Raw genomic sequence first — 25,043 nt, 5'->3', positions numbered from 1 at the left:
GAGGTTGGGGGTCGGATCATCTCCCGAGGATCCGACCCAGTTGTTTTTCATCTAGACGGTGCACCACCGCAGTCAGAAACCGCTTCGCATGAGCAATATCCCCTCGATCCACGATGGCAGCATGTGAATGAATATAGCGAGCACAGATGCCCACTGCGGCGGAAGGAACCCCTGTACCGGTTTTATGGACTGCTCCGGCATCGGTTCCTCCCTGGGAGACAAAGAATTGATAGGGAATACCCTCCTCTTCTGCCGTCTCCACCAAAAAGCGACGCATCCCGGAAAGAGGTATCATCGACCGATCAAACAATCGGATCACCACCCCTTTTCCCACTTCACCGAAACCGTTCTTCACCCCGGGAGTATCCCCCGCCGGTCCCACATCCACTGCAAAGAAAACATCGGGTTTCACCCTTTGGGCCGCCGTCACCGCTCCTCGGAGACCCACCTCTTCCTGTACAGTCGCTCCGGCATAAACTGTGTTGGGATGAGCGTGATCTTGCAAATCTTCCAAGAGCTCCAGAGACAGGGCACAGCCGAAACGGTTATCCACCGCCTTGGTCATGAGTCGGTTGCCACCTTCCAGCTCCACCACCGGACAGACCGGAACGATGGCGTCCCCTGGATGAATCCCCCACTCCTCCACCTGCTCCCGATGCTCTGCACCGATATCGATAAACATCTCGGTCACATCCACCGGCTTCTTTCTTCTTTCCTCATTTAACAGATGCGGCGGCACCGATCCGATCACTCCCGGAATCCGTCTCCTCTCACGGGTAATCACCTCCACCCGCTGGGCCAGCATCACCTGCCCCCACCATCCTCCCAGGGTTTGAAATTTGAGAAATCCCTTGTCCGTGATTCGAGTCACCATAAACCCCACCTCATCCATGTGACCCGCCACCATCACCCGGGGGCTCTCCGACTGTCCCCGTTGAACTCCAAACAGGCTGCCCAGCCGATCTTCAACCGTCTCATCCGTCAATCGGCCGATCTCCCGTTGCAGATATTCCCGCACTTGTCCTTCAGCTCCCGGAACCCCGGGCAGCTGTGTCAACTCTCCGAACCGCTTCCAATCCATTCCGCAACACTCCATTACGTTGATATGTATCCCTTGGAACCCAGTTTCTGCTCAGAACCCCGGGCTTTCTTCCATTCCCGGTACCGGCGGTGAACCGTCGCCCGGGAGACATCATAACCGAATCCTTGCAGTGTGGCCGCTACCTCCTCAAAGGTCAGCTTCTTCTCCTTCAATGCCACGATTTCATCCACAGGGACATCCTTCCGGGATCGGCCACCCTGTCCCTTGTTTTTCAGGATGATACCCTTCCCGAATCGCTCGGCGCATCCCCCGGAAAATATTTTGTCTCATCCATTTTCGTTGCAACTCGTCCACCCGGGCCATGATTTCCAAAACTGTCGATTCACCCGCCTTCAATTCCAGCTCACCACCGGACTGAAGACTGTAAATCTTGCAACCGGCACGGGTTAGCTGGTGAATGATCGCCAGCTTGGCATCTCCCTTTCCCAGACGGGTGTCATCTTGATCAACACCGCCCTCACCCGTTTCCCCCTGATAGTGTCCAACAGGCGGTAGAGACCGTCACGATCCAGATCAAAGCCACTGTGTAGTTCTGTGATCGTTTCCACCACTTCCACACCCAGCTCGTCAGCCCAGAGAGTCAACGCTTCCACTTGCCTGTCCAGACTGCTCTCCTGTTCCGTCCTCCGGGTGGAGACCCTGGCATACAAAATTCCTTTCAAGGCTTCTCCCTCCTTTCCACCCTTGCAAGACGCCTTTTCATTCTGTAATGTTTTGAATGAAGGAGTGATGTAAGTGATTACCGACCAATTGATTCAACGAATCAATGAACTGGCTCGAAAACAGAAAGCAGAGGGTCTCACTCCCGAAGAGAAAGATGAGCAGCAACAACTCAGGAAAAAATATCTTCAAGGGATTCGCTGTGCCGTGAAAGACCAGTTGGACCGGGTTCGCTTTGTGGATGACCCTTCTTGATAGCGTCCCTTTTATTATAAACAAGAGAGACAAGGAACGAAATAATAAAGCCCTCGCCGGGTGATCTCATCCCCTTTGAGTATACAGTAAGGGACTTGCTTTTTACTGTATACTCAAAGGGGATTTTTCCGTGAGATGGGTGGTTTGACGAGTTGCCGGAAAGGATCAGGTTTCATATCGTGTGCTACAGAACAGAAAATCGGCCCCGATCTCTGGGACAACATTATGAAAAGGCTATTACAGAAAGTTTATATTGCAAACCGGTTATTGATAAAAATAAGTCGGTATATTATTGTAAAATAAACAAACAAAAGATTCCCATTGGGGGGATTCTTACGTGTTGCCATACAAAGAGCTCGCCCGTGTGGACAAACTTGTTCACGAACCGGCCCGGCTTGCAATTCTGAGCGCTCTGTCCGCATGCACCCTGGCCGAGTTCTTGTTTCTCCAGGAACTGACCGGATTGACCAAGGGGAACCTCTCCAGTCATCTATCCAAGTTGGAAAATGCGAACCTGGTGGCCATCGACAAATACTTTGTCAGAAAAAAGATCCCGCAAACCACCATCCGAATCACTGAAGAAGGACGTGCCGCTGTCCAAAATCACTGGAAACACCTGGAGTCGATCCATCGGACGATTCGACAGCAGGGAGCTCTTAAAGACCGCACCTCACTGAATCAGTTGTCCATCTCCGATCCCAAATCTCCTTTGAGCAAAAACGGGTAAAAGGAGACTTGACTTGATCCGTTTTTTTTCGTACGATGATTTTGTTCAATTACATACCGTCTTTTTTTCCTGATAAAGGGGAGTAGCTTTCACAACAAAGTCGTCATTACGGGATGGACGATCCCCGGCTTTGTTGGCAGCGCCCGGCGTTGTTGGTGAGACCTTTACCACTTGTTTGTGGTGAAGGTCTTTTTATATTTCAAAAAGCGAGGTTGGATCACATGAACGACATCTTTTCATTGGATTTTTTTCAAGCACTGATCTCCATTATCATCATCGATTTGGTCCTGGCCGGGGACAATGCCATCGTGATTGGCTTAGCTGCCCGAAACCTCAAGAAGGAGCATCAGAAGAAAGTAATTCTAGGCGGAACCGTCGGAGCCATCATCATCCGGGCCGCAGCTACATTGGCAGTGGTTTGGTTGTTGAAGATTCCAGGCCTGCTGTTGATTGGTGGACTGATTCTGATCTGGATCGCCTTTAAACTTCTGATTGAAGAAAAAGGACAGGAAGATGTAAAAGCCAGCGACCATGTATGGGGGGCCATCGGAACCATCATCATCGCAGATGCAGTCATGGGCTTGGACAATGTGTTGGCCGTTGCTGGCGCCGCACACAGCAACCCGCTGCTCGTCATTCTCGGCCTGTTGATCAGTATTCCGATCGTCGTATGGGGCAGCACTCTCATCCTGAAATGGATTGAACGTTATCCTCTCATTATCTATTTCGGCTCCGGGGTATTGGCCTGGACCGCCTCTAAAATGATCGTGGATGAGCCTTTTTTGAAGGACTTTTTCAATGAACAACCTTTTTTGAAATGGACCTTGATTTCAGTTATCGTTGTTGGGGTGATCACTCTCGGACGTTTCGCCAAAAAGAAAGCGGCCCACCATTGACTGCAGCGAGAATCTTCGATCTTATCGGAAGAGTGAATTGAAGATATTACCTGTTCATCCACCCGGATCCTCAAGAGCTTTCTTCCGATCCCTGCGGGGAGCCTTCCCCCGCCGGATTTAGACAAGGTACTTTCACATACTATATGGAGTGCCTTCCTCATGGGCTCGATGAACAGTACCAAAATACATCCCCGAAGGAGAGATCCCTGTGAACCCCGTGCCAACGGAACGTTCCCGTACCATAAAAACCTCCCTGGTGTTGCCGCCAGATACCAACCACCTGGGTACGATCTTCGGAGGGACTGTTTTGGCTTATCTCGATGAAGTGGCCGCCATCGCAGCCATGCGCCACTCCGGAGAGGCAGTGGTGACTGCTTCCTTTGATTCCGTTGATTTCTTGACTCCGGTAAAGGAAGGAGACATTATGATCGTGGAGGCTTTTGTCACCTGGACCGGGCGCACTTCGATGGAGGTGTATGCCAAGGTGAGCTCAGAGAAATTCCCCAAAGGAGAAAGGAGATTGACAGCCACCTCTTTTATCACCATGGTAGCCGTGGATGAACACGGAAAGCCGAAGCCGGTCCCTCCCGTCCAACCCCAAACGGAAGAAGAAAAACAACTCTTTGAAACCGCCCCTGAGAGGCAGAAACTGCGAAAACAGAGAAAACGACCCTAACAACGAATGAGAGCCGGGATGCCGGCTCTCATTTCATAAGAGGGGAATGACCGCGCCATCCTCCCCAATGATCAACTCTTACGTATTGAAGAAGGACAGGGAGTGGTTCAAATGGGGGATCAGGAAGATCGATTGGATCTTGAAGCAGAGATTTATGATGATGCCATCATGGTACCTGCCGGCACATGGCACAATTTAACCAATACAGGGGATATGAGTCGGGTGATAGTACACCCCCGGCTGTTCAGTGGAGGGGACTGAAACTTTACACAATTTATGCGCCACCTGAGCATCCTTTCGGTACTGTTCATAAAACGAAAGCAGACGAAGGGCAACGAGGTCTGAGATACAAGCTTCAGTAGACTTTCCCCAATATGGGCATCCTGTCCGTGCCGCGTGACCCTGCTCCCGAATAGGATGTTTACGAGCATCCATCCCTCGTGATGGCGAAAGAGGAGGCGGTACTAACGAAATCCGTCACCCTGAATCAATGTGTCCAAATTATCGGTGGAACCTTGATCCGCGGGGATGGGAGTCGAATCATCCGCGGGGCCAATCTGGGCAAACCCCGGAGACTGGCAAAAAGTCAGATCTATTTTTACTCCAAATCCCGTTCATGGGATAAACAACTTGCCGGCCTGCAGTCGACTCCTCCCGCGGCAGTGGTTCTTCACGAAGGCCTCTCCCTGTCTTCCATCCCGAAATCCATTGCCATCGTTCGGGTTCCAAATGTGAACCAAGCCATTTGGCGTTTGGCCAGCTGGAATTGGAGACAGATCCGTCCCCGGGTGGCTGCCGTCACCGGGAGTGCCGGCAAATCCACCACCACCTCCATGGTCACCTCCATTCTCAAACGTTCGAGGAGAGTCATTCATACCCAAGGAAATCTCAATACATTTACCTATCTTCCATCATATCTGCTGAGATTGTCCCCCGGTGATGAAATACTCGTGCTGGAGATGGGAATGAAATCCTTTAATAATATTGCCCGTCAATGCCGGGTCGTTCGCCCGGAAGTGGGAGTAGTGACCAATGTGGGGGAAGCCCATGCGGGCCATCTCGGGGGTGTCCATCGTGTGGTGAAGGCAAAACAGGAACTGATCGATGGTCTCCGCCCAGGTGCAACCCTGTATCTCAATGCTGACTGTCTCCGTTCCAGGCAACTCTCCACGCGTCGGTTCCGAGGATCTGTTTTTACCTTCGGTATTCGAAACACCGCCGACATCCAGGGAGCTAACATCCAATATAGGACAAACGGAATGTCCTTTGATGTGATGACCGAGGGAAAAAGGGGCAGATTTTTCATTCCGACCTGGGGAGACCACAATATCTTAAACGCCTTGGCCGCCATTGGTATCGCAAGGGCTTTGGGCATCAGTTTTCACCAGATCCGGGAAGGCCTCGCCAAGGTGAAACTTCCCCGAATGCGCCTCCAAAAAATCCGGGGTATCCACGGTCGCACACTGATCAATGACGCATGGAACGCCAATCCCTCCGCCATGAAAGCGGGACTCTCCGTGTTGAGACATCTGTCCTCCAAACGCCCCGGCATCGCCGTCTTGGGGGATATGATGGAATTAGGAGGATATACCCGTGCCGGACACCGCGATGTGGGCAGGTTTGCTGCCCGAATGAATCCGCACCAACTGATCACATACGGACAAAAAGCCCAAGACATCGGGCGAACAGCCATTGCCGCCGGCATGAACCCACAACGTGTCCACCATTTTTCCAGCAGGGGGGCCCTGATTCGACACTTACACAGTACACCCGCCGGTTCTGTGATCTATTTCAAAGCATCCCGAAAACAAAAATTTGAGAAAATCGTCAATTCCCTCACACGCGGATAACTTGCCGCGTGCATTTTCTATTTGCATATTGCATACTTCAAAAAAACGCCTCCCCGTAATCAGGTCGGCGTTCCCCACAACATTCGGTTGTGAACTTGCTGTAAATGTTTGACGGAGTCATCCCAGGAGAAAAGGGATATTGCGCGTCTCCTTCCCTTTTCTCCCATTCGCTTCATCTCCTTTGGATGATTGAAGAGATGAAGGCAGACATCAGCCAACGATCCGCCTTTTAATTCCGTTTGGGAGAGAAGGATGCCCGTTTCCCCGTCCGCCACTACCTCGGGGATGCCTCCGGTCCGAACAGAGATCAAAGGAAGTCCGCAGGCCATCCCTTCCAGATTCACCAGACCGAAGGATTCCCGTTCCACAGACGGAGTTACCAACAGATCTGAAGCCTGGTAATATCCCGGCATCCTCTCATGGGCTGCAAAGGGAATCCAAGTGACTGATTGAGAGATCGGTTGGATCTCCTTTCTCAGCTTTCGAACAAATGCGGTCTCCACCGATCGGCCGTAACGGCTGCTGCCGATCATTAGAAGATGGAGATCCGGATCATCTTGCAACATTCTCCGGAAATCCCTCACCAGAAAGTGAACCCCTTTTTGCGGGATTACCCGACCCGCAAAAAGAATCACTTTTTTATTCGTCAAATCCAGCTCTGCCCGAATTCGATCCCGGTTTTTCGACTCCTTTGCGGGGCAAAAGCGGTTCGGATCCACGCCGGGACGATGGATCCACACCTTTCCCCTGCATTCGGGAAACATGCTTTCCATAGCACTTTTCAGATATTGGCTGTTTACCAAAAATCCATCGGCAAAACGGAAGTGAAGACGCAAGTGAGAACGGGAGAGACTCCAGAACGAGCGGTCGGAATGAAGGGATAGCAGAATTCTCGCATGGGGACAAGCCATTCGAACCTCTGGAAGGAATCCGGGACGGTTCTCCACCTGTATGAGATCGGGGCGAAGACGACGGAGCTCCGACAAACTTTTATTCAGATAGCTTCGGCGATTCGGGGTGTCAACCTCCAGTGAGTGCGCACGGTTCAAACCGTTCCCTCCGCGGCACAATACGTGGATTTCCCGATCAAAAGCCATTCGCTCCGACACCTCTCGCACGGATGTTTCCACAGAGCCGCTCACTTTTCCCGACAAAGCCAATGTTCCTGGAGTTAAAAAAAGAGTGACCGGCTGCTCCATCCGTCTCCTTTTCTCTTCCCGAACCAGATACCCTGCATATTCCATCGGACGCCGGAAGGTCTGCTCCCACATCTCCCTCTCTCCCGCTTGGAGGAAAGTGATTCGGAGGTCCCGTCCATTGGCTTCAATCAACCAAACCTTTCCAAAACGGTCCACTCCAATATCCAAACCCAAGTCGGCCAAGCCGGGAATCCGGTTGCCCAAGGTCCTCGCCGTCAGCAAGGACACCTCCTCGACGGAAGAAAGGATGAGGCTTGGAGAAAATCCAGCTTCACTGAGAAGCGACTTTATGGGGCGGGAACATCCACCCACTGCCACATTGGTTGCCACCGCTTTGGGAGTGCCCACCTTGGCCACCATGCCGCTGATAGACCATTCACCGTCCCCACTTTTCTGAACCGAGACCCGGATATCTACCGGTCGCTCCTTCTCCAGTCGGAGCAGATCCAACCCCTGTTGGACGAGATAAGGCCTTCCCGTCTGTAATACCTGATTCACAGCCTCCTCCGGTGAGACCACCTTATCTTCCACGATGGGGGAGCCCATTTTCACACTTCCCTCTTCCAACTGCTCCAGTCTGAATATTCCTTTCGCCAGACTGCTGTCACAGGGTTTCAGATAGATTTGGGGATACTTTTGCAATAAGGAGACGACCGTATCGGGAGAAACCCGATCGGTTTCCGGCACATGCTCTTTCAATCGGGGCGTCCCACAAAGCAGAGCGTACACCTTCCACTTATCGAGACGGTTGTCCTGGTTGAACAACCGAACCCATCCTCTTTCCTGAACCTCCTTCAATGCGGAAGGAAGCTGAGGTGGCTTGATTCGGTTATGAATCACAGACGGAATAGGGAGGACCACCCGACGGTAATTACCGGATGCAGATCGCACCACACCCTTCACCTGCCAAGATTGGGGCGATAACCCTTCCGGACTGAAGAAAATCGGCCTCAGGCCGATCTGTCGCGCGAAACAATCGTATAATTCGATGGATTCATAGGACAGTCGGCCTTTCATGATTTTTCCCAAAGTTCCTCTGCTGAGCAAAACCCCTACATCCACAGACATTCCACTCTCCCCCTTTCTGTTTCAATGTATGCAGTGAGATAAACTGCAACGATGTTGAATGCCCTGATGATAGAAAAATAGACGGAAGCCGCGAAGCCACCGTCAAGACCCTTGTTTCACCCAGTTGTACAATGAAAATTCCTCTGATCTTTCTCCTTTTCTCCGGATGGGATCCGATTGATACAAGATGCCGGACTGTCGGAACTTGCGGGAGTATTCCACTGCCTCTTCAGGTGTCTGAATCCCGTTTCTTTGCCATTCAAGCAGGATCCGGTCGATATAGCGACAACTCAGTTTCCCACAGAACACCGCCTCCCTGAGAGCGGCGACAATCAGGACCTCGGGATGACCATCCTCATCCAGCCATTGAGTCAGTGTCTCACATTCCATCGGAGAAAGAGGGCGACCAAATTCCCGTTCAAAAAGCTGGAACAAGTTATCATAAGCCTCTTCCACTGTATCATCCGGTTTGATCGACTCCCGATCCAGATAGGATGCCGCCAACTGTTGCAACAAAGGAGCACTGGAGTATTGTTCAGAACGGAGCCCTCCGTCGTCCAGCGTCTCCTCGATCGAAAGAAACCCTTTTCTGACCAGCACCTGTAACCACTGTATAATTCGATCCCCTTTGACACTCATCCGCTCCTCCAACTGACTGATCGTGGGAAAAGTAATACCTTCCTTTTCATTGAACAAGAGAATATGTAATAGGAGCATCACTTGTCCTTCATTCAGCCCCAAACGTTTATACTCTGTGAACAGCAAGACCGGAAAGGAGATGGATCCTTGTTGCAGGACATCAACCAAAGCAGAATGCGGCGAGATCTTTCGGTCCATCCTCTTCACCTCACCCTCTACTATAGCAACTGCAAAAATGGAAAAACAGACTTGAAAACAAAAAGAGCACCGGTTATATACCGATGCCCCTTTGAGGGAGTACCCTCCTGTGCTTCACGGATACAGTCGGTTCAACATCCGGGGGAAAGGGATCGTCTCCCGGACGTGATCCAAACCGCAAATCCAGGCTACCGTCCGTTCTAGACCCAATCCAAATCCGGAATGGGGAACAGTCCCGTATTTCCTGAGATCCATATACCAAGCATAATCTTCCCGGGAGAGTTGATATTGTTGGAACCGCTCATCCAACAGGGTCGGATCATCGATGCGCTGACTCCCGCCGATGATCTCCCCGTACCCTTCCGGGGCAATCAGATCCGCACAGAGGACCACTTCGGGGCGGGAAGGGTCCGGTTTCATATAGAAAGCTTTAATCTCCGTCGGATAGTGTGTGATAAAAACCGGTCGGTCAAAACTTTCCGCGATCTTCGTCTCATGGGGGGCACCAAAATCCTCTCCCCAGGTGAATTCCATCCCCTCACGGTTCAAAAGTTCCACCGCTTCATCATAGGTGATACGGGGGAATGGTCCCTGCACCTTCTCCAGGGATGAAGTATCCCTGCCGAGAATCTCCAACTCTTCCCGACAATTTTCCAAGACATACCGAACCAGATGGGTCAGCATGTTTTCCTGAATCACCAGATTCTCCTCATGATCCACAAAAGCCATCTCCGGTTCGATCATCCAGAACTCGATCAGATGGCGCCGGGTTTTCGACTTTTCCGCGCGGAAAGTGGGCCCAAAGGAATAAACCCTGCCCAGGGCCATCGCCGCCGCCTCCATATATAGCTGCCCGCTCTGGGTAAGGAAGGCGTCTTCATCAAAATATTTGGTGTGAAAGAGGTTCGTCGTTCCTTCACAGGAAGACGGAGTCAGCACTGGCGGATCCACCAGGGTGAAGCCCTGTCCATCCAGCCAGTTCCGAACCGCCTGAACGATCTTGGCCCGAATGCGAAGAATCGCCCGCTGCCGTGGTGAACGGATCCACAGATGACGATGATCCATTAAAAATTCCACTCCGTGCTCCTTCAGCGCGATCGGATACTCCTGTGCCTGCTGGATCACCTCAATAGAGATCACATCCATCTCATAACCGCTGGGGGCCCGCTCATCGGCACGAATCGTCCCTTCCACATAAAGGGAACTCTCTTGAGTCAGCTCCACCGCTGATTCCCAGACTTCGAGAGAGACCTTGCTTTTTACCAATACACCCTGAATAAACCCCGTTCCATCCCGGAGTTGCAAAAATTGGATTTTCCCACTGGATCGTTTATTGTAAAGCCATGCGCCCAGACGGACCCGTTCCCCGATATGGGCGGAAACATTACTTATAGTGGTAAGCACGTTCAAACCTCCATCCCGATTTTGACCAGTCCATTATACCCTTGGCCCCAAATAGGAGTCAACGCGTCGAAAAGGTCCGTCCAGTACACTGAAAGACGGAAATGGACATGATTGTTTTCCATTCCAACCCTTTTCCTTTCTCACAGCAACTTTCTTTTCCGATCAATAGAGAATCTATATCAATGACGGTGTCATTCTTTACCGATCTCGCCGGATAAAGCCCCGAGCACCCTGTTCAACTGCGACAAGTTTACTGCCTGCCCACCCAGATCCATAAATATTGGAACAGGCATTGAAACGCCGAAAGATATATCACCCACATCAAATCCCTTGCGCTTCCCTGTCACCATTTGATTAATTCTTCGGCTTAAAAAGCCAGTTGTTTTTTGTGTTAAGTTTGTCATGCAAACTGATCTGTATTAATTCCATTCAAACCCTCTAAACAGGGTTCTTATCCCTTCGTGAAGTGAATTATTCGATATAATGGACGTTTTTCACCCCGATTTCCCCTCCTGCCGTAATTCTCGAATATCCTCAGTACCTGCACGTTGCCGATACTACTTGGTCATTTTGGGAGGGACCTTAAGAATAAACGGAGACTGACTTACCCCGTAAAAAAACAGCCACTTCGACATCGGAAGTGGCTGAGCCTCTTGGAAAGTCAACAGAGAGGACTGTTCCTGACTGAAAAAGTGATCCACTTTCGGATTTGGTTTGTAAAGCAAACGGATCTGTAAATATAAAAGGCCTAAAAATAATCAAAGCCTGTTTTCCAAGACTTATCAAAACCTTTTTGCTGCCTGAATCGCTTGTTGAATCCCTTCCTCAATTATTTTTTCCTTCTGATCGGGAAATTGATTGTGTCCCTCCACAATCACTGTTGTAATATCCGTGATTCCGAACAACTGCAAGTTTTTCAAGACAAAGTTGACCGCCATTTCAGAGGCGGCTGCCTCTCCTTCGGAATAGATACCGCCTCTGGCATTTAACAAGGCCACTTTTTTATCGGGTACCAGGCCGATGGGACCTTCCGGGGTATAACGGAAGGTCTTGCCTGCACGGTTCAGATAATCGATGTAGGTGTGAAGCACAGCGGGCACAGTCAGATTCCAAAGGGGAAATGCCATTACCACTTTGTCCGCCGCCAAAAACTGATCCAAATGATGATCGACAATATCCATGACTTCCTTTTCTTGCGAAGTCAGCTCCATTCCCCGACCGGATTTGAAAATTCCATTGATCATGCCGGCATCCATATAGGGTAACTGTGCTCTATACAGATCCAGCTCCACCACCTCATCCTCAGGGTGGGATTCTTGATAACTTTTCAAGAAGGCCTCATACAACTGTACAGTCACCGATTGATCCGTGGGACGATTGTTTGCTTTAACAAATAGTGTTGTGATCATTTATCCATTCCCTCCCATGACGAAAATCAGGATCGATACCAGTATTTGATCCCTGTTTTTATTCTACCGGAAAAAAGAGATTCTCGCCTCCGCACCGGGTCCCACTCTTCCCTGGGGAAATCGTTCCGGTCGGTTCTGAGGCTAAAGTCCGGGATCGATAGGGCCATCCATTTAGTTTGTGAGGCAAACTGATATGCTTATTGACATCGGCTTTTCCCTTTGACACCGTCAACTCCGATTTCCTCCCGGCCTCTATCAAGTCATCGAGATGAAGTAAAACGCCCCCCCGCTTTTTACAGCCGGGAGGCGGCTGGCGTCACCCACCATCAATATAAAGAAAGGTATTGTTCCCGCTCCCAGGGATGCACTTGGGTTCGAAACATATCCCATTCGATCTCTTTGGCTTCGATGAAGTTGCGGAGAGCGTGCTCTCCCAACGCCTCACAGATCACCGGATCTTTTTTCAGTTCCTCCAGGGCCTCTTTCAATGTGATGGGGAGGCTTTCGATTCCTTCTCTCTCCAGCTCTTCCTCATCCATCACATAAATGTTGCGATCTGTTTCCCGGGGCAACTCCAGTCGATTCTTGATCCCGTCCAGTCCCGCTTTCAGCATGACCGCCAGAGCCAGATACGGATTGGCCGACGGATCGGGACTGCGCACCTCCAGCCGGGTGGATAACCCCCGGGAAGCCGGGATGCGGACCAAGGGGCTGCGGTTGGTCGGGGACCAGGCCACATAGCAGGGAGCTTCATACCCCGGAACCAGGCGCTTGTATGAATTGACCAGCGGATTGGTGATCGCCGTGAACCCTTTGGCGTGTTTTAAGATCCCAGCCAAAAAATAACGGGCGGTTTGGGAGAGACCCAGCTCATCGGATGCGTCATAGAAAGTGTTCTCCGTCCCCCGGAACAGGGACAGGTGGATATGCATCCCCGATCCGCTCACCCCGTACAGCGGCTTCGGCATGAAAGTGGCGTGAAGCCCGTAGCGACGGGCGATGTTCTTCACCACCAACTCAAAGACCTGGATATTGTCCGCCGCGGTGACCGCATCGGTGTATTTAAAATCGATCTCGTGCTGACCGGGAGCCACTTCATGGTGGGAAGCTTCAATCTCAAAACCCAGCTTGTCCAGAGTGATCACGATGTCCCGGCGGCAATTCTCCCCCAGGTCCATGGGAGCCAGATCAAAGTAGCCACCCTTGTCGTTTAAGTCCATCGTCGGTTCTCCCTTGGCATCCGTTTTAAACAGAAAAAATTCCGGCTCCGGACCGACGTTCAATGCGCTGAATCCCATTGCTTCCGCTTCTTTCAGCACCTTCTTCAGAATGCCCCGGGGATCCCCCGCAAAGGGTTTGCCGTCGGGAGTATATACATCACAGATCAATCCGGCCACCCGGGAATTCTCCGTCCCGCCCCAGGGGTAGATCACCCAGGAATTCAAATCCGGATACAGATACATATCCGACTCCTCAATCCGGACAAACCCCTCGATAGTGGAACCGTCGAACATCATTTTGTTGTCCAATGCTTTTTCCAGTTGGGACTTGGGGATCTCCACATTTTTGATCGTTCCCAGCAGATCAGTGAATTGGAGCCGGATAAACTCTACATTGTTTTCTTCGACGGATCGCAGAATATCTTCTCTTGTAAAACGTTTCGGCATGGAGGCTACTCCCTTCGGATTTTGAAATCAATGGAAGAAACGGGACAACTCGCCCCGGATCAGGTGACTCTGATTCGGACGGGAACTCAGTTCTTGGAGCTGGCGCTTCATCAGTTTATACACTTCCGCCTTGGAGAGGTCGGGCTTAATCGGCCCCAACGGTCTCATCGGCTGAGAGGTTTGTTTCTGCTCTCGCAGCACTTCCTTCACACCGGCGATGTTAACCCCTTTTTCCATCAAAGACTTGATTCTTAAGAGGAGATCCACATCATTGAACGAGAACAACCGTTGCCTCCCCTGGGTCCGGGCCGGATGGATCAGCCCCTGCTGTTCATAATAGCGAATCTGCCGGGGAGTCAGCTCCGTAAGCTGCGTCACCGTCCCCATGGGGAACAAGGGCAGGTTCCGACGAAAATCATCGCCCATCCCTCATGCCTCCTCAGCAAAAATCACGTTTCCATTTTAAGGTTGCCTTATAAAACTGTCAAGGGATGTCAAGTTATCTGACATAAACATACGAATCGACAGAGTTGGTCACAACTCCGATCCCATCCGATATTTCCACAAAAAAGCACCCTGAAAAGGGTGCGATCGAATCCCATCTACATCGCCAAAATCAAAAACCAGATCAACAATCCCGCCATCAACAGTCCTTTGATAAACAAGCCTCCGAGAAAACCCACCAATGTACCATAACCGGCCCGTAGTGCTTGTTCCCAATCCTTTTTCAGAATCCACTCCAGCAAGAAGACCGCCACCAAGGGACCAACCAAGATGCCGATGGGGCCGAAGGCCACACCAACCAAGGCACCGAGAATCGCTGCCGGTATGGACCATTTGGAGCCGCCGTAGCTTCGGGCTGCAATTCCCCCCGCCACATAGTCGACCACCACCACCACCAGGGTGATCAAAACCGCCCCCACCCAAAAAGAAATCGGAAGTGTATCAGAGTTGATCAGAAACTGATAAACCAAAAAACCAGCAAACAACAGAGGTGCGTCTGGCAAAACAGGAAGAATCAGTCCAACAAAGCCCAGGACAAACAACAACACTGTCAGGATCCACCAAACAATCTCCATTATCCTTCTCCCTCCGGTGATTCCGAGGATCCGGACGGGAAGAGATGGCTATGCTCCAGCATCCGATCCAGCGCCGTCAAGATCCCGATCTTCACATGAGAATAGGTAAGTCCTCCCTGCATATAGGCCAGATAGGGCGGCCGCAGGGGACCGTCCGCCGACAATTCAATACTGGCTCCCTGGACGAAGGTTCCCGCCGCCATGATCACTGGATCTTCATAACCCGGCATCGGGGAAGGCTCCGGCCTTACATGGGCATCCACCGGGGAGGCGGCCTGGATCCCTTGACAGAAAGCGATCAACAGATCCGGGTTCCCCAGGCGGATCTGTTGAATAATGTCTGTGCGGGGCTCCTCCCAACGGGGCGTCGATTCAAAGCCAGCGCTCTCCAACAACGCCGATGCGAAGACAGCTCCTTTTAAGGCTTCCCCCACCACATGGGGAGCCAGAAAAAAACCTTGATACAGATCCCGGGTATAACCATGAGTGGCTCCCCCCTCCGCGAGAATTCCCGGAGCCACCAAACGGGCAGCGGCGCGATCCACCCATTCCCGGCGGCCGGCGATATAACCACCGGATTTGGCCAAGCCCCCGCCCGGATTTTTGATGAGAGAGCCGGCGATCAGATCGGCACCCACATGGGTCGGTTCCTCCTCCTCCACAAACTCCCCGTAACAATTATCCACAAAGACGACGGCATGGGGACAGAGCTTCCGGATCTTTTGAATCATCTCCCCGATCTCCGCCACCGTGAACGATGCCCGGGGAGAATATCCCCGAGAGCGTTGAATCCCGATGCAACGGGTTCGGGGGCCGACAGCGGCTGTCACTGCCGGCCAATCGACCTTGTCATCAGAGGTGAGAGGAACCGCCCGGTAGCTGATTCCGTAGTCGGCCAGGGAGCCAGAGCCGTCCTTCTCCTTACCGATCACCTGGTCCAAAGTGTCGTAGGGCGCACCGGTAATATATATCAGCTCCTCCCCCGGACGGAGCACCCCGAACAGACAGGAGGCGATGGCATGGGTGCCGGAGACGATCTGAGGGCGGAACAAAGCCGTCTCTGCTCCGAAAATCCCTGCCACAATCCTCTCCAGGCTCTCCCGTCCCGCATCATCATAGCCGTAGCCCGTGGAGGAAGCCAGATGAACATCGCTCACCCCTTCCTCCCGATAGGCCTTTAAGAGCCGCCACTGATGGTGGTCCACCCGTTCTTCAATCTCCTTCAACTTGGGGGCGATCCGGAGTTCCGCCTCTTCTTTCCACAGTTTGAGCTTGGTTCCATGTTTAAAATTCTTGTACACCATCCACACACCATTTCTGTATTCTGATCCATCTCAAATATCCTTCCGGATCAAACTTTTCATCTCCGGTGACATCCGTTCATAGCGACGGAGTGGTAACCGGAACTCCATCTTCAGCGTCAAATCGGTCACCTCGGTATGAACGATCTCGGCCGCCCGGTAGAGATTGGAAATCATCTCCCCCCGGGATACCGGAATCTCTGCCGAGCCGTGTATCTGAACCGCGTTCAACACTTGGTCGATCTTCTCCTTCAATCGTTCCCGGTCGTCTGCATCATAAGCGGAGATTCGGATCGTTTCACCCTCTGCGGACAGGATCGCTCCAGCCTCCCGATCCGCTTTGTTAAAGACCGTCAACACGGGAACCTCACCAGCACCCAAATCGTCCAGAACCTGGTCCACCGCCTTCATTTGTTCCATCGCTTCAGGGTGGCTCCCATCCACCACATGGAGCAGAAGATCCGCCTCCCTCACTTGCTCCAACGTGGAACGAAAAGCAGCCACCAGATGGTGAGGGAGATTACGGATGAAACCGACAGTATCCGTCAACAACACTTTCTCCCCCGACGGCAGATCCAGAAACCGGGAGGTCGGATCCAGCGTGGCAAACAACCGATCTTCCTCCTTCACCCCGGCGCCGGTCAAGCGGTTGAGCAGCGTCGATTTTCCCGCATTGGTGTATCCGACGAGAGCCACTTGGATCATATCCATCTTCCGGCGGCGATGCTGGTGAAGCCGGCGGTGTTTGCGGACCCCCTCCAACTCCCGTTTCAGATCCCGGATGCGACGTCGGATATGGCGTCGATCCGTCTCCAGTTTCTTTTCCCCGGGACCGCGGGTTCCGATCCCCCCTCCCAAGCGGGACATCTCCCTGCCCCTACCGGCCAGCCTGGGCAGGGAATACTCCAGCTGGGCCAACTCCACTTGAAGACTTCCTTCCTTCGTTCGCGCACGCATGGCGAAGATATCCAAGATCAGCTGGGTTCGGTCCAACACCTTGCAGGGAATCCGGCGTTCCAGGTTGACCAACTGAACCGGGGACAACTCCCGGTCAAAGAGGATCAGGTCAATCCTTTCCTCTTCAACGGTTTGGGCCAATTCCTCCACCTTCCCCCGGCCGATCATCCATCCGGGATCCGGTGCATCCCGGTGTTGGATCACGGTGTCCACCACCGTGGCACCGGCCGTATGCGCCAGTCGCTCCAACTCTGTCAGGGAAGAGTGGATGGCAGCCGTCTCCCTCCCGCTGCCGCAACCCACCAACATCGCCCGCTCACTGCCATTCTCCGTCTCGATCTTCGCTCATCCTCCTTGGAACGTGAAACCATCTTGTAAGATGATTATACCATGACCGGAAAAAAGAAACCCGGCACTTCCTGCAGCCGGGAATTCAAGGAGCGAATCGAAAGGGGAGCTCTGTCTCTTTTTTTTTCGGAAAGGAAAGATCCTCCGACTGAAGCATCATCAGTTCATCCCGGGACACATAGCGACTGTCCAACAGACGCACTGCCTGATTGCGGATCGCTTGCTCCACCAGATTCCGCACATAACGTCCATTTCCAAAGGATTCTCCAGGAATGGCCACCACCTTTGCCAGATGGCGTTGCAATTTCTCCAACGCCGGCCCGGAAAAACGATACTGACGCTCCTCCACCATCCCCCGGGCAATCCGGACCAGTTCATCCACACTGAAATCGGGAAAACGAAGGTGGATCGGAAAGCGGGAGGGAAGACCCGGATTGGACCGCAAAAACCGTTTCATCTCACCGGGATAACCGGCCAGAATCAACACAAAATCGTTCTTATGATCTTCCATCGATTTGACCAGGGTGTCAATCGCCTCTTTACCGAAATCCTTTTCCCCACCCCGGGAAAGAGAGTACGCTTCATCGATGAACAAAATTCCGCCCAGAGCTTGCTTAACGTGTTCCCTCGTTTTTTGTGCCGTGTGCCCGATATATTCCCCCACCAGATCCGCCCGCTCCACTTCCAACAGGTGACCTTTGCTCAGTATCTCCATCTCTTTGAGCAGACGGCCCATGATCCGGGCCACCGTGGTTTTCCCGGTTCCCGGATTTCCCTCGAAAACCATGTGCAAAACTTGATTTTCCGTCACCAGACCCGCTGCCGAGCGTCGCTTGCCCACCGTCAGCCAGGCATAGATTTCATGGATGAAACTCTTGATCCCTGAAAGACCCACCAAACGGTCCAACTCCTCCATGCATCGTCTCAGCGGGAGATGTTCGTCTCCCTCTTGACTGAGACCTGGTAGATCCCGGGGCTGGAAAGAGGTGTTCCTCTTGCTGTGGTTCAATACCACATGGAAGCGATGGGGTTCCTTTGTGATCACGCGGCTTGCCATATCCGGTCACCTCTTTGCTGGAATCGGCTCATCTATATATACGCATCCGCCCAGCTGTTGGTGAGTGACTGCACAGAAATGAAAAAACCAAGTGTGGACCACTTGGTTTTAGCTTTGCTTATTGCTATCATCATTGGACATCAAGGACACCGACCGTGCCGGGGTGAATGTGGAGATGGCATGTTTGTACACCATCTGCTGCTTGCCGTCCGAGTCGATCACGATGGTGAAATTATCAAATCCCCGCACCACTCCCCGCAACTGAAAACCGTTAATCAAATAGATGGTGACCGGCACTGATTCTTTTCGGATTTGGTTCAGAAAAGTGTCCTGGATGTTGATCGATTGCTTCAAGGTTTGTACCTCCTATGTACATTTTGGCATTAGTTTACTCTATTCTTTGTACTGAGGGAAGTTTCCTGCTACAAGAGCGCGAATTTCTTTCCCTGAATTTTCCCGGGTGACATCAAACCAGTGGATCTCTGGCAGTCTCCGAAACCAGGAAAGCTGACGTTTGGCAAACTTCCGGGTCCGCTGCTTAATCTGAACCACCGCCTCCTCCAGGGGAATCTCTCCTTCCAGGTGACTCATCAACTCCTTGTAGCCGAGAGCCTGCATCGAAACGAGATCCCGGTGGCAGCCCCGCTCCCGGAGCGCCTTCACCTCCTGTAACAATCCCGCCGCCATCATCTGATCCACCCGGAAATTGACCCGTTCATACAACCGATCCCGGGGCATCGTCAGACCGATCCACAGGATCCGGTAAGGCGGAGGAGTTTGGGTCTGCACCTCTGTCAGCGGCTTTCCGGTCACCCGGTGAATCTCCAGAGCCCGGATCACCCGTCGTCGATCGTTGGGATGAAGGCGGGCCGCCCCTTCCGGATCCACCGACTGCAACCGTCGATGGAGGGCTTCGTTTCCCTCCCGATCCGCCAGCTGATGCAACTTCTCCCGGAACCCGGGATCTTCTCCAACCCCGGGTAATCGATAACCATGGGTGACCGCCTGGATATAAAGGCCGGTTCCTCCCACCAGCATCGGAAGATGTCCACGGGCCTGGATCTCTTCAATTTTCTCCCGGGCCAGCCGCTGAAACTCTTCCACGGAAAAAGGGACATCCGGCTCCACCTGATCGATCAGATGATGGGGAACCGCCGCCCGCTCTTCCCGAGATGCCTTGGCAGTTCCAATGTCCATATGGCGATACACCTGCATCGAATCCCCCGAGATCACCTCCCCCCGAAATTCCCGGGCCAGTGAGAGGCTAAGTGCGGTCTTCCCCACGGCAGTGGGCCCCACGATCACCAGCAGGTCTTGTTCTTCAGGGTTCTCGGATTCCGAATGCATAGTTGGAAGCCTCCTTTACCACCCGGAATCCAAGTCGTTCAAACTCCCCGCTCATCAGCCGCTCCTTGAGCACCACCCGTTTCCGTGCCACCCGGAGCGCCTCCCGGACCGACTCTGGATCCAGAGGTTCGGGATTGGCCAGGATTTTCAAGGCCTGGAGGGCGGAGGAACGGGTGACGGTCTGCCGGAACATCGGATCAAACAGGATCACATCAAAAGAGTCATCTCCTGCGCGGCGAAGGTACTCCCGGTAATCGACACACACCACCCGGATCCCCTGCATCGCCTGCACCAGCCAGGGGGAAGCCGCCGGGTAATGTCGCAGGCCGTAATCCACCAGCGCTGCGATCACTGGCTGACTTTCCAGTCCCACCACTTCCCCTGCCTCTCCTGTCACATGGGCTGCAACAATGGCATCCGCCCCCAGTCCCAACGTACAGTCCAGGACCCGATCCCCCGGTTGGAGACTTGCCGCAATCACCAAGGCATCCGCCCCCCCGGCCGCCAGTTCCTTCACTCGCAGAGCGGCCAGGTTGGGATGAAAGCGGAAGGTGTTCCCCTCCCGGTCCTCCCAGTGTGCTCCATCACTTCCCACCACCACCACAGCATCGGTAGCGGTTTCTTTCATCATCCGGATCAAGGAACGGTTCTCGCGGGGCAGACAGTGGACTCCCATCCTGCGGGCGATCCGTTCGGCCCACAGCCGTTCTTCTTCCTGGGGCCGTCGGGATGTTGTCACGATCACCACCTACATCACCCGTTTAAACATCTTTTCGATTTCATAAGTGGAAAAATGAATCAGAATCGGTCGTCCGTGAGGGCAGGTGTAGGGTGTGACACATGCCCTCAGCTGTTGAATCAGGCTTTCCATCTCTTCTCGGCGGAGGTGACGATTCGCCTTGATCGCCGCTTTGCAGGCCATCAGCTTGGCACCGTCATCCTGAAGCCGGGCCGGGTCCACCCGCTCTCCTCTCTTCACCCAGTCGAGGACCTCCCACAACAACTCTTCCTCGCTCCCTCTCGGAAACCACACAGGATGGGAACGAACCAAAAAAGCGGTATTTCCGAAGGGTTCCATCTCCATCCCCAACTTCGAGAGATGAGGAGCCCAATGCCGGATCATCTCCGCTTCCGCCGGAGTGCATTCCACTGTCAATGGCATGAGCAGGGGTTGTAACCTGCCATCCTTCTCCTGCATCCGACTGTAAAACCGCTCATAATAAATCCGTTCATGTGCTGCATGCTGGTCCATCAGGTAGAACCCATCCTCAGACTGAGCGATAATATAGGTTCCGTGAATCTGGGTCAAGGGGGTCAGATCGGGCAACTCATCATCGGACCTACGCTCCTCCGCCCCTTCCATCGGTTCGATTTTTTTCTCCTCGCCAAGGGGGGCATCATTCGATACTGGACGGGGGGGATCAGGTCTGGAGGGAACCGACGGCTTGGGGTCTGAGGGAAGCAACGGCCCCGTCTCCCTGACTTTCCAGCTCCCCTCTCTCTTCCCTCGGGGAGAAGAAGCGTCCCATTGCAGCCGCTGTTGCACCGGGGAAGATATCGAGCGGTGCTCCTGTCGGGGGGAAGCCGCTTGGGGGATCAGAACATGTTCGCGGAAACAAGCCTTCAATGCCCCCTCGATCAACCGGCAGAGCTCCTTCTCCTTACTGAACCGCACTTCCAACTTAGCCGGATGGACATTCACATCCACCAACTTGGGATCCATACTCAGAGAAAGGACGACAATGGGGTAACGGCCAATGGGCAACAACGTGTCATAACCCCGAAGAACCGCCTGCGACACGGGAATATTCCGGATGTAACGCCCGTTGACCACAATCGAGATATAAGAACGGTTGGATCGGGTCACCTCCGGCTTCGCCGCCAATCCCTCCACCTTAAAATCCATATCCTCCCCATCAACTGGCAACATCTTGCGGGCCACCTGTTTCCCGTACAAAACATGGGCCACATGGAGCAACTTCCCATCTCCCGGAGTCCGGAACAATTCCTTTCCATTATGGATCAGGACAAAGGAGACTGTTGGGTGTGCCAACGCTTGCCGTCCCACATGATCCGCCACATGGCTAACTTCAGTGTTGACGGTTTTTAAATATTTCAAACGGGCCGGAGTATTGAAGAACAGCTCCTCCACCGTCACCTCGGTTCCAGTCGAACGGGCCGCATCCTCCGTGGATAGCAGTTTTCCGCCCTCCAGCACCAAGCGGGTCCCGATCCCCTCCGCCCGGGCGGTCGTCAGGGTGAGTTTGGAGACGGAAGCGATACTGGGCAACGCCTCTCCCCTAAATCCCAGAGAGCGGATGGAAAACAGATCCCGAGCCCGGCGGATTTTGCTGGTGGCATGCCGTTCAAATGCGAGGAGAACATCTTCCCGATCCATCCCCTGCCCGTTGTCGGAAACCCGGATGGAACGGATGCCTCCCTCGGTGATCTCGATGTGAATCCGGTCCGCTCCGGCATCTAGAGCGTTTTCCACTAACTCCTTCACCACTGAGGCTGGCCGTTCCACCACCTCTCCGGCGGCGATCCGGTTGGCCAATTGATCATCCAGCAGACGGATCTCACCCATCGATCCCCGCCCCCTTCGCCTTCAGTTTCCTTTGCAAGTCAAAGAGGAACTGGATTGTTTCCATAGGAGTCCGGTTGAGAAGATCCCACTCCCGCAGAGCGTTCAATATCTCCTCTTCTTCCCGGGAGCAGGCCGGTTTCGCCGCGGGTTCAGCAAAGGAGAACAGATCCGGTTGGCGAGCCCCCGCCGTTTCCAAACGCCCTTCCAGGTTTTCCAGAAGATCCCGCGCTCTTCGGATGACTTCGGCAGGCATTCCGGCCAGCTGGGCCACATGAATTCCATAACTGCGATCAGCTCCCCCCGGCTCCATCCGGTGCAAGAAGACAACCTCACCCTCTTTTTCCACACAGCGGGCGTGAAGATTCACCATCCGGGGCAAATCCGCCTCCAGGTGTGTCAACTCATGATAATGGGTGGAAAACAGTGTCTTCGCTCCTACGTGATCGTGAATATACTCCACAATCGCATGGGCCAGGGCCATTCCATCATAGGTGGAAGTTCCACGTCCCACCTCATCCAACAAGATCAGACTTCGGGAAGTCGCTTGGGCCAGGGCCAACCGGGTCTCATCCATTTCCACCATAAAGGTGCTGCGACCACCGACCAAATCATCCGCGGCACCGATCCGGGTGAAGATACGGTCGACAATCCCGATCTCAGCCCGGCGCGCCGGTACAAAGCAGCCGATCTGCGCCATCAGCGTGATCAGGGCAACTTGACGCATATATGTACTCTTGCCTGCCATGTTGGGGCCGGTGATCAGCAGCACCTGATGTTCCTGTTGATCCATCCGAGTGTCATTGGGAACAAACTCTCCGTCTGACATGGCCGCTTCCACCACCGGATGACGCCCCCCCTCAATCCGGATCCGGCCTTCCCGGTTGATTTCAGGCCGGACATATCCGTATTTTCCGGATACCGCCGCCAGGGAATGAAGCACGTCGAGACGAGCCACCCGATCCGCCAGCATCTGGATCCGCGGGATCTCCTTTGCCACCCGTTCCCGGACTTGGGTGAACAGTTGATACTCCAGTTCCACTGATTTTTCTTCCGCCTCCAGAATTAATCGCTCCCGCTCTTTCAACTCGGGAGTGACAAAGCGTTCCGCATTGGCCAGGGTTTGCTTCCGTTGGTATCTCCCTTCAGGAAGATGGCGCAGATTGGCTTTAGTCACCTCGATATAATAGCCAAATACCTTATTAAACCCCACCTTGAGCGAGCGAATCCCGGTCGCTTCACGCTCCCGCTGTTCCAGGCGGGTGATCCAACCTCTGCCGTCCCGCTGCACTTCACGGAGACGATCCAGCTCTTCATCGTACCCATCTTTGATCAGGTTGCCTTCCCGGACCGATACCGGAGCCTCATCCGCAATGGACTTTGCGGTCAGCTCCACCACTTCCCGTAAAGGATCCAATCCCTCAGCGATAAAGATCAGTGCACTGGAATCTGTTTCGGACAAACAACGTTTCAAATCAGGGATTTTTTCCAGAGAACGCCGGAGAGAGATGAGATCCCGTCCGTTGGCCGATCCGTAGGCAATACGGGCACACAGTCGTTCCAGATCATAAACCCCTTTGAGTTGGTCACGGATCTCCTCCAACAGGATCAAATGGTCCGTCAAAGCCTGAATCTCTTCCTGACGTTTTCTGATCTCATTCAAGTCCAACAGAGGCTTGTCCAGCCATTTTTTTAACAACCGGCTGCCCATCGCTGTCGCGGTCCGATCCAACAAGCCGTAAAGGGTACCCTCTTTTCTGCCTTCCCGCAACGATTGGGTCAACTCCAACGTCTGACGCGCTGAAACATCCAGTACCATAAATTGCTCGGCATCATAACGACGAATCCGGTTCACATGGGAAAGTCCCCGCTTCTGGGTACGTTGCAAATAGGAAAGGAGCAGACAGGCCACCTCTTCGTGAATCGGGGTGGTCAGCGTTTCCCAGTCATCGGGAAAATGCTCACCCAGCATCCTGACCCGCTCCTCTTGAGACGGGAGTTCGTCCTTTCCTGTAACCGTGATCACAGCCCCGAGGCGGAGACGGAGTTCTTCCAGGAGAGACCCTTTTTCTTCCAAACAGGGGGCCAGAAGCACTTCCTTTGGTTGGTATGCCGCCAGCTCATCGATCACACGTACCCCACCTCCGGCAACATCCGTCACATAAAACTCCCCCGTGGACAAATCCGCCGCCGCCAGCGCATAATGCTTCCGATGACAGGTCAAGGCTGCCAGAAAGTTATTCTCCCGCTCAGCGAGCATCTTCTCTTCCATCACTGTGCCCGGGGTGATCACCCGGACCACTTCCCGTCGGACCACCCCCTTGGCCGCAGCGGGATCTTCCATCTGCTCACAGATGGCCACTTTGTAACCCTTTCCGATCAGACGGCTGATGTACACCTCCGCGGAGTGAAAAGGCACTCCGCACATGGGAATTCTCTCCCCTCCGCCATCTCTGGAGGTCAGGGTGATCTCCAACTCTTCCGCCGCCTTGCGGGCATCCTCAAAAAACATCTCATAAAAATCGCCTAAACGAAAAAATAAAAAGGCATCGGGATAATCCGCCTTGATTGAAAGATACTGTTGAATCATCGGAGTATACTTGGCCACTTGGACAAACCT

21 protein-coding genes and 2 pseudogenes are annotated in these 25,043 nt (G+C 53.2%); 6 read left to right on the top strand and 17 right to left on the bottom strand.

The genetic code is table 11. From position 1 onward, the window contains the following. Positions 1-16: 16 nt before the first annotated feature. Both IEV46_RS02420 and IEV46_RS02415 read right to left on the bottom strand, forming a co-directional pair. Positions 17-1,081 carry a M42 family metallopeptidase gene (locus IEV46_RS02420; RefSeq protein WP_188429444.1) on the bottom strand — a complete coding sequence of 355 codons (1,065 nt, stop codon included), beginning with the start codon at positions 1,079-1,081 and terminating at the stop codon, positions 17-19. Between the two features lie 14 nt (positions 1,082-1,095). Continuing rightward, positions 1,096-1,764, bottom strand: a pseudogene (locus IEV46_RS02415) (YneB family resolvase-like protein). A 73-nt stretch (positions 1,765-1,837) separates the two neighbouring features. Between IEV46_RS02415 and IEV46_RS02410 the strand changes: the two are divergent. The 6 genes and pseudogenes from IEV46_RS02410 to IEV46_RS02385 all read left to right on the top strand — a co-directional run bounded on the left by IEV46_RS02410 (position 1,838) and on the right by IEV46_RS02385 (position 6,166). Next, on the top strand, positions 1,838-2,017 hold the full coding sequence (locus IEV46_RS02410) for a DUF896 domain-containing protein (protein ID WP_188429442.1): 180 nt from the start codon (positions 1,838-1,840) through the stop codon (positions 2,015-2,017). 337 nt (positions 2,018-2,354) lie between these two features. Continuing rightward, on the top strand, positions 2,355-2,744 hold the full coding sequence (locus tag IEV46_RS02405) for a transcriptional regulator (protein ID WP_188429440.1): 390 nt from the start codon (positions 2,355-2,357) through the stop codon (positions 2,742-2,744). A 221-nt stretch (positions 2,745-2,965) separates the two neighbouring features. After that, a complete protein-coding gene (locus IEV46_RS02400; protein ID WP_188429438.1) occupies positions 2,966-3,640 on the top strand; it encodes a TerC family protein in 675 nt (224 codons plus the stop codon). Positions 3,641-3,848: 208 nt separating this feature from the next. Then, positions 3,849-4,316: an acyl-CoA thioesterase gene (locus IEV46_RS02395; protein ID WP_188429436.1), complete on the top strand. Its 468-nt coding sequence runs from the start codon at positions 3,849-3,851 to the stop codon at positions 4,314-4,316. A 69-nt stretch (positions 4,317-4,385) separates the two neighbouring features. After that, a pseudogene (locus tag IEV46_RS02390) lies at positions 4,386-4,678 on the top strand (cupin domain-containing protein); the annotation flags it as partial. An 81-nt stretch (positions 4,679-4,759) separates the two neighbouring features. After that, the gene (locus tag IEV46_RS02385; RefSeq protein WP_188429434.1) at positions 4,760-6,166 is read left to right on the top strand and encodes a UDP-N-acetylmuramoyl-tripeptide--D-alanyl-D-alanine ligase; all 1,407 of its coding nucleotides are present in this window, start codon (positions 4,760-4,762) and stop codon (positions 6,164-6,166) included. 59 nt (positions 6,167-6,225) lie between these two features. Here IEV46_RS02385 and IEV46_RS02380 read toward each other — a convergent pair whose 3' ends face one another. The 15 genes from IEV46_RS02380 to mutS form a co-directional block, all read right to left on the bottom strand. Further along, positions 6,226-8,433, bottom strand: coding sequence for a YheC/YheD family protein (locus IEV46_RS02380; protein ID WP_188429432.1), 2,208 nt, complete (start codon positions 8,431-8,433; stop codon positions 6,226-6,228). Between the two features lie 102 nt (positions 8,434-8,535). Continuing rightward, positions 8,536-9,270, bottom strand: coding sequence for a DnaD domain-containing protein (locus tag IEV46_RS02375; protein WP_188429430.1), 735 nt, complete (start codon positions 9,268-9,270; stop codon positions 8,536-8,538). A 114-nt stretch (positions 9,271-9,384) separates the two neighbouring features. Next, positions 9,385-10,674 carry an asparagine--tRNA ligase gene (gene asnS / locus IEV46_RS02370; RefSeq protein ID WP_188429428.1) on the bottom strand — a complete coding sequence of 430 codons (1,290 nt, stop codon included), beginning with the start codon at positions 10,672-10,674 and terminating at the stop codon, positions 9,385-9,387. A 782-nt stretch (positions 10,675-11,456) separates the two neighbouring features. Then, the gene (locus tag IEV46_RS02365) at positions 11,457-12,083 is read right to left on the bottom strand and encodes an FMN-dependent NADH-azoreductase (protein WP_188429426.1); all 627 of its coding nucleotides are present in this window, start codon (positions 12,081-12,083) and stop codon (positions 11,457-11,459) included. A 326-nt stretch (positions 12,084-12,409) separates the two neighbouring features. Beyond that, on the bottom strand, positions 12,410-13,750 hold the full coding sequence (gene glnA / locus IEV46_RS02360; RefSeq protein WP_188429423.1) for a type I glutamate--ammonia ligase: 1,341 nt from the start codon (positions 13,748-13,750) through the stop codon (positions 12,410-12,412). A gap of 27 nt (positions 13,751-13,777) precedes the next feature. Continuing rightward, positions 13,778-14,176, bottom strand: coding sequence for a MerR family transcriptional regulator (locus IEV46_RS02355; RefSeq protein ID WP_188429421.1), 399 nt, complete (start codon positions 14,174-14,176; stop codon positions 13,778-13,780). A 176-nt stretch (positions 14,177-14,352) separates the two neighbouring features. Next, on the bottom strand, positions 14,353-14,829 hold the full coding sequence (locus tag IEV46_RS02350) for a DUF456 domain-containing protein (RefSeq protein WP_188429418.1): 477 nt from the start codon (positions 14,827-14,829) through the stop codon (positions 14,353-14,355). Next, entirely contained in the window at positions 14,829-16,133 is a 1,305-nt protein-coding gene (locus IEV46_RS02345) for a methionine gamma-lyase family protein (protein ID WP_188429416.1), read from the bottom strand. Before IEV46_RS02345 ends, IEV46_RS02350 begins: the two co-directional genes overlap by 1 nt. A 30-nt stretch (positions 16,134-16,163) precedes the next feature. Further along, positions 16,164-17,396 (bottom strand): GTPase HflX, encoded by a 1,233-nt coding sequence (hflX, locus tag IEV46_RS02340; RefSeq protein WP_229735841.1) that lies wholly within the window; start codon positions 17,394-17,396, stop codon positions 16,164-16,166. 124 nt (positions 17,397-17,520) lie between these two features. Further along, positions 17,521-18,492: an AAA family ATPase gene (locus IEV46_RS02335; RefSeq protein ID WP_188429414.1), complete on the bottom strand. Its 972-nt coding sequence runs from the start codon at positions 18,490-18,492 to the stop codon at positions 17,521-17,523. Between the two features lie 108 nt (positions 18,493-18,600). Continuing rightward, positions 18,601-18,846: an RNA chaperone Hfq gene (hfq, locus tag IEV46_RS02330; protein ID WP_188429412.1), complete on the bottom strand. Its 246-nt coding sequence runs from the start codon at positions 18,844-18,846 to the stop codon at positions 18,601-18,603. Positions 18,847-18,885: 39 nt separating this feature from the next. Further along, positions 18,886-19,839, bottom strand: coding sequence for a tRNA (adenosine(37)-N6)-dimethylallyltransferase MiaA (miaA, locus tag IEV46_RS02325; protein ID WP_188429405.1), 954 nt, complete (start codon positions 19,837-19,839; stop codon positions 18,886-18,888). Beyond that, positions 19,814-20,578 carry a class I SAM-dependent methyltransferase gene (locus IEV46_RS02320; protein WP_188429402.1) on the bottom strand — a complete coding sequence of 255 codons (765 nt, stop codon included), beginning with the start codon at positions 20,576-20,578 and terminating at the stop codon, positions 19,814-19,816. Before IEV46_RS02320 ends, miaA begins: the two co-directional genes overlap by 26 nt. Positions 20,579-20,587: 9 nt before the next feature. After that, positions 20,588-22,426 (bottom strand): DNA mismatch repair endonuclease MutL, encoded by a 1,839-nt coding sequence (gene mutL, locus IEV46_RS02315; RefSeq protein ID WP_188429400.1) that lies wholly within the window; start codon positions 22,424-22,426, stop codon positions 20,588-20,590. Continuing rightward, complete coding sequence (gene mutS / locus IEV46_RS02310) at positions 22,419-25,031, bottom strand: DNA mismatch repair protein MutS (RefSeq protein ID WP_188429398.1); 2,613 nt, start codon at positions 25,029-25,031, stop codon at positions 22,419-22,421. The genes mutL and mutS overlap by 8 nt, the downstream gene beginning before the upstream one ends. Positions 25,032-25,043: the final 12 nt, after the last annotated feature.

This window comes from Kroppenstedtia guangzhouensis, from assembly GCF_014637345.1.
GTDB lineage: Bacteria > Bacillota > Bacilli > Thermoactinomycetales > DSM-45169 > Kroppenstedtia > Kroppenstedtia guangzhouensis.
The sequence above is the reverse complement of the archived record's forward strand: the minus strand, read 5'-3'. Positions and strand labels throughout refer to the sequence as shown.

Bases quoted from the DNA above. Each gene is read 5' to 3' on its own strand.
- IEV46_RS02365 (WP_188429426.1), bottom strand. From the start codon at position 12,083: ATGATCACAACACTATTTGTTAAAGCAAACAATCGTCCCACGGATCAA.
- IEV46_RS02420 (WP_188429444.1), bottom strand. From the start codon at position 1,081: ATGGATTGGAAGCGGTTCGGAGAGTTGACACAGCTGCCCGGGGTTCCG.
- IEV46_RS02400 (WP_188429438.1), top strand. From the start codon at position 2,966: ATGAACGACATCTTTTCATTGGATTTTTTTCAAGCACTGATCTCCATT.
- mutL (WP_188429400.1), bottom strand. From the start codon at position 22,426: ATGGGTGAGATCCGTCTGCTGGATGATCAATTGGCCAACCGGATCGCC.
- glnA (WP_188429423.1), bottom strand. From the start codon at position 13,750: ATGCCGAAACGTTTTACAAGAGAAGATATTCTGCGATCCGTCGAAGAA.
- IEV46_RS02385 (WP_188429434.1), top strand. From the start codon at position 4,760: ATGGCGAAAGAGGAGGCGGTACTAACGAAATCCGTCACCCTGAATCAA.
- IEV46_RS02335 (WP_188429414.1), bottom strand. From the start codon at position 18,492: ATGGCAAGCCGCGTGATCACAAAGGAACCCCATCGCTTCCATGTGGTA.
- IEV46_RS02350 (WP_188429418.1), bottom strand. From the start codon at position 14,829: ATGGAGATTGTTTGGTGGATCCTGACAGTGTTGTTGTTTGTCCTGGGC.
- IEV46_RS02355 (WP_188429421.1), bottom strand. From the start codon at position 14,176: ATGGGCGATGATTTTCGTCGGAACCTGCCCTTGTTCCCCATGGGGACG.
- IEV46_RS02380 (WP_188429432.1), bottom strand. From the start codon at position 8,433: ATGTCTGTGGATGTAGGGGTTTTGCTCAGCAGAGGAACTTTGGGAAAA.
- IEV46_RS02375 (WP_188429430.1), bottom strand. From the start codon at position 9,270: ATGGACCGAAAGATCTCGCCGCATTCTGCTTTGGTTGATGTCCTGCAA.
- IEV46_RS02345 (WP_188429416.1), bottom strand. From the start codon at position 16,133: ATGGTGTACAAGAATTTTAAACATGGAACCAAGCTCAAACTGTGGAAA.
- hflX (WP_229735841.1), bottom strand. From the start codon at position 17,396: ATGTTGGTGGGTTGCGGCAGCGGGAGGGAGACGGCTGCCATCCACTCT.
- miaA (WP_188429405.1), bottom strand. From the start codon at position 19,839: ATGCATTCGGAATCCGAGAACCCTGAAGAACAAGACCTGCTGGTGATC.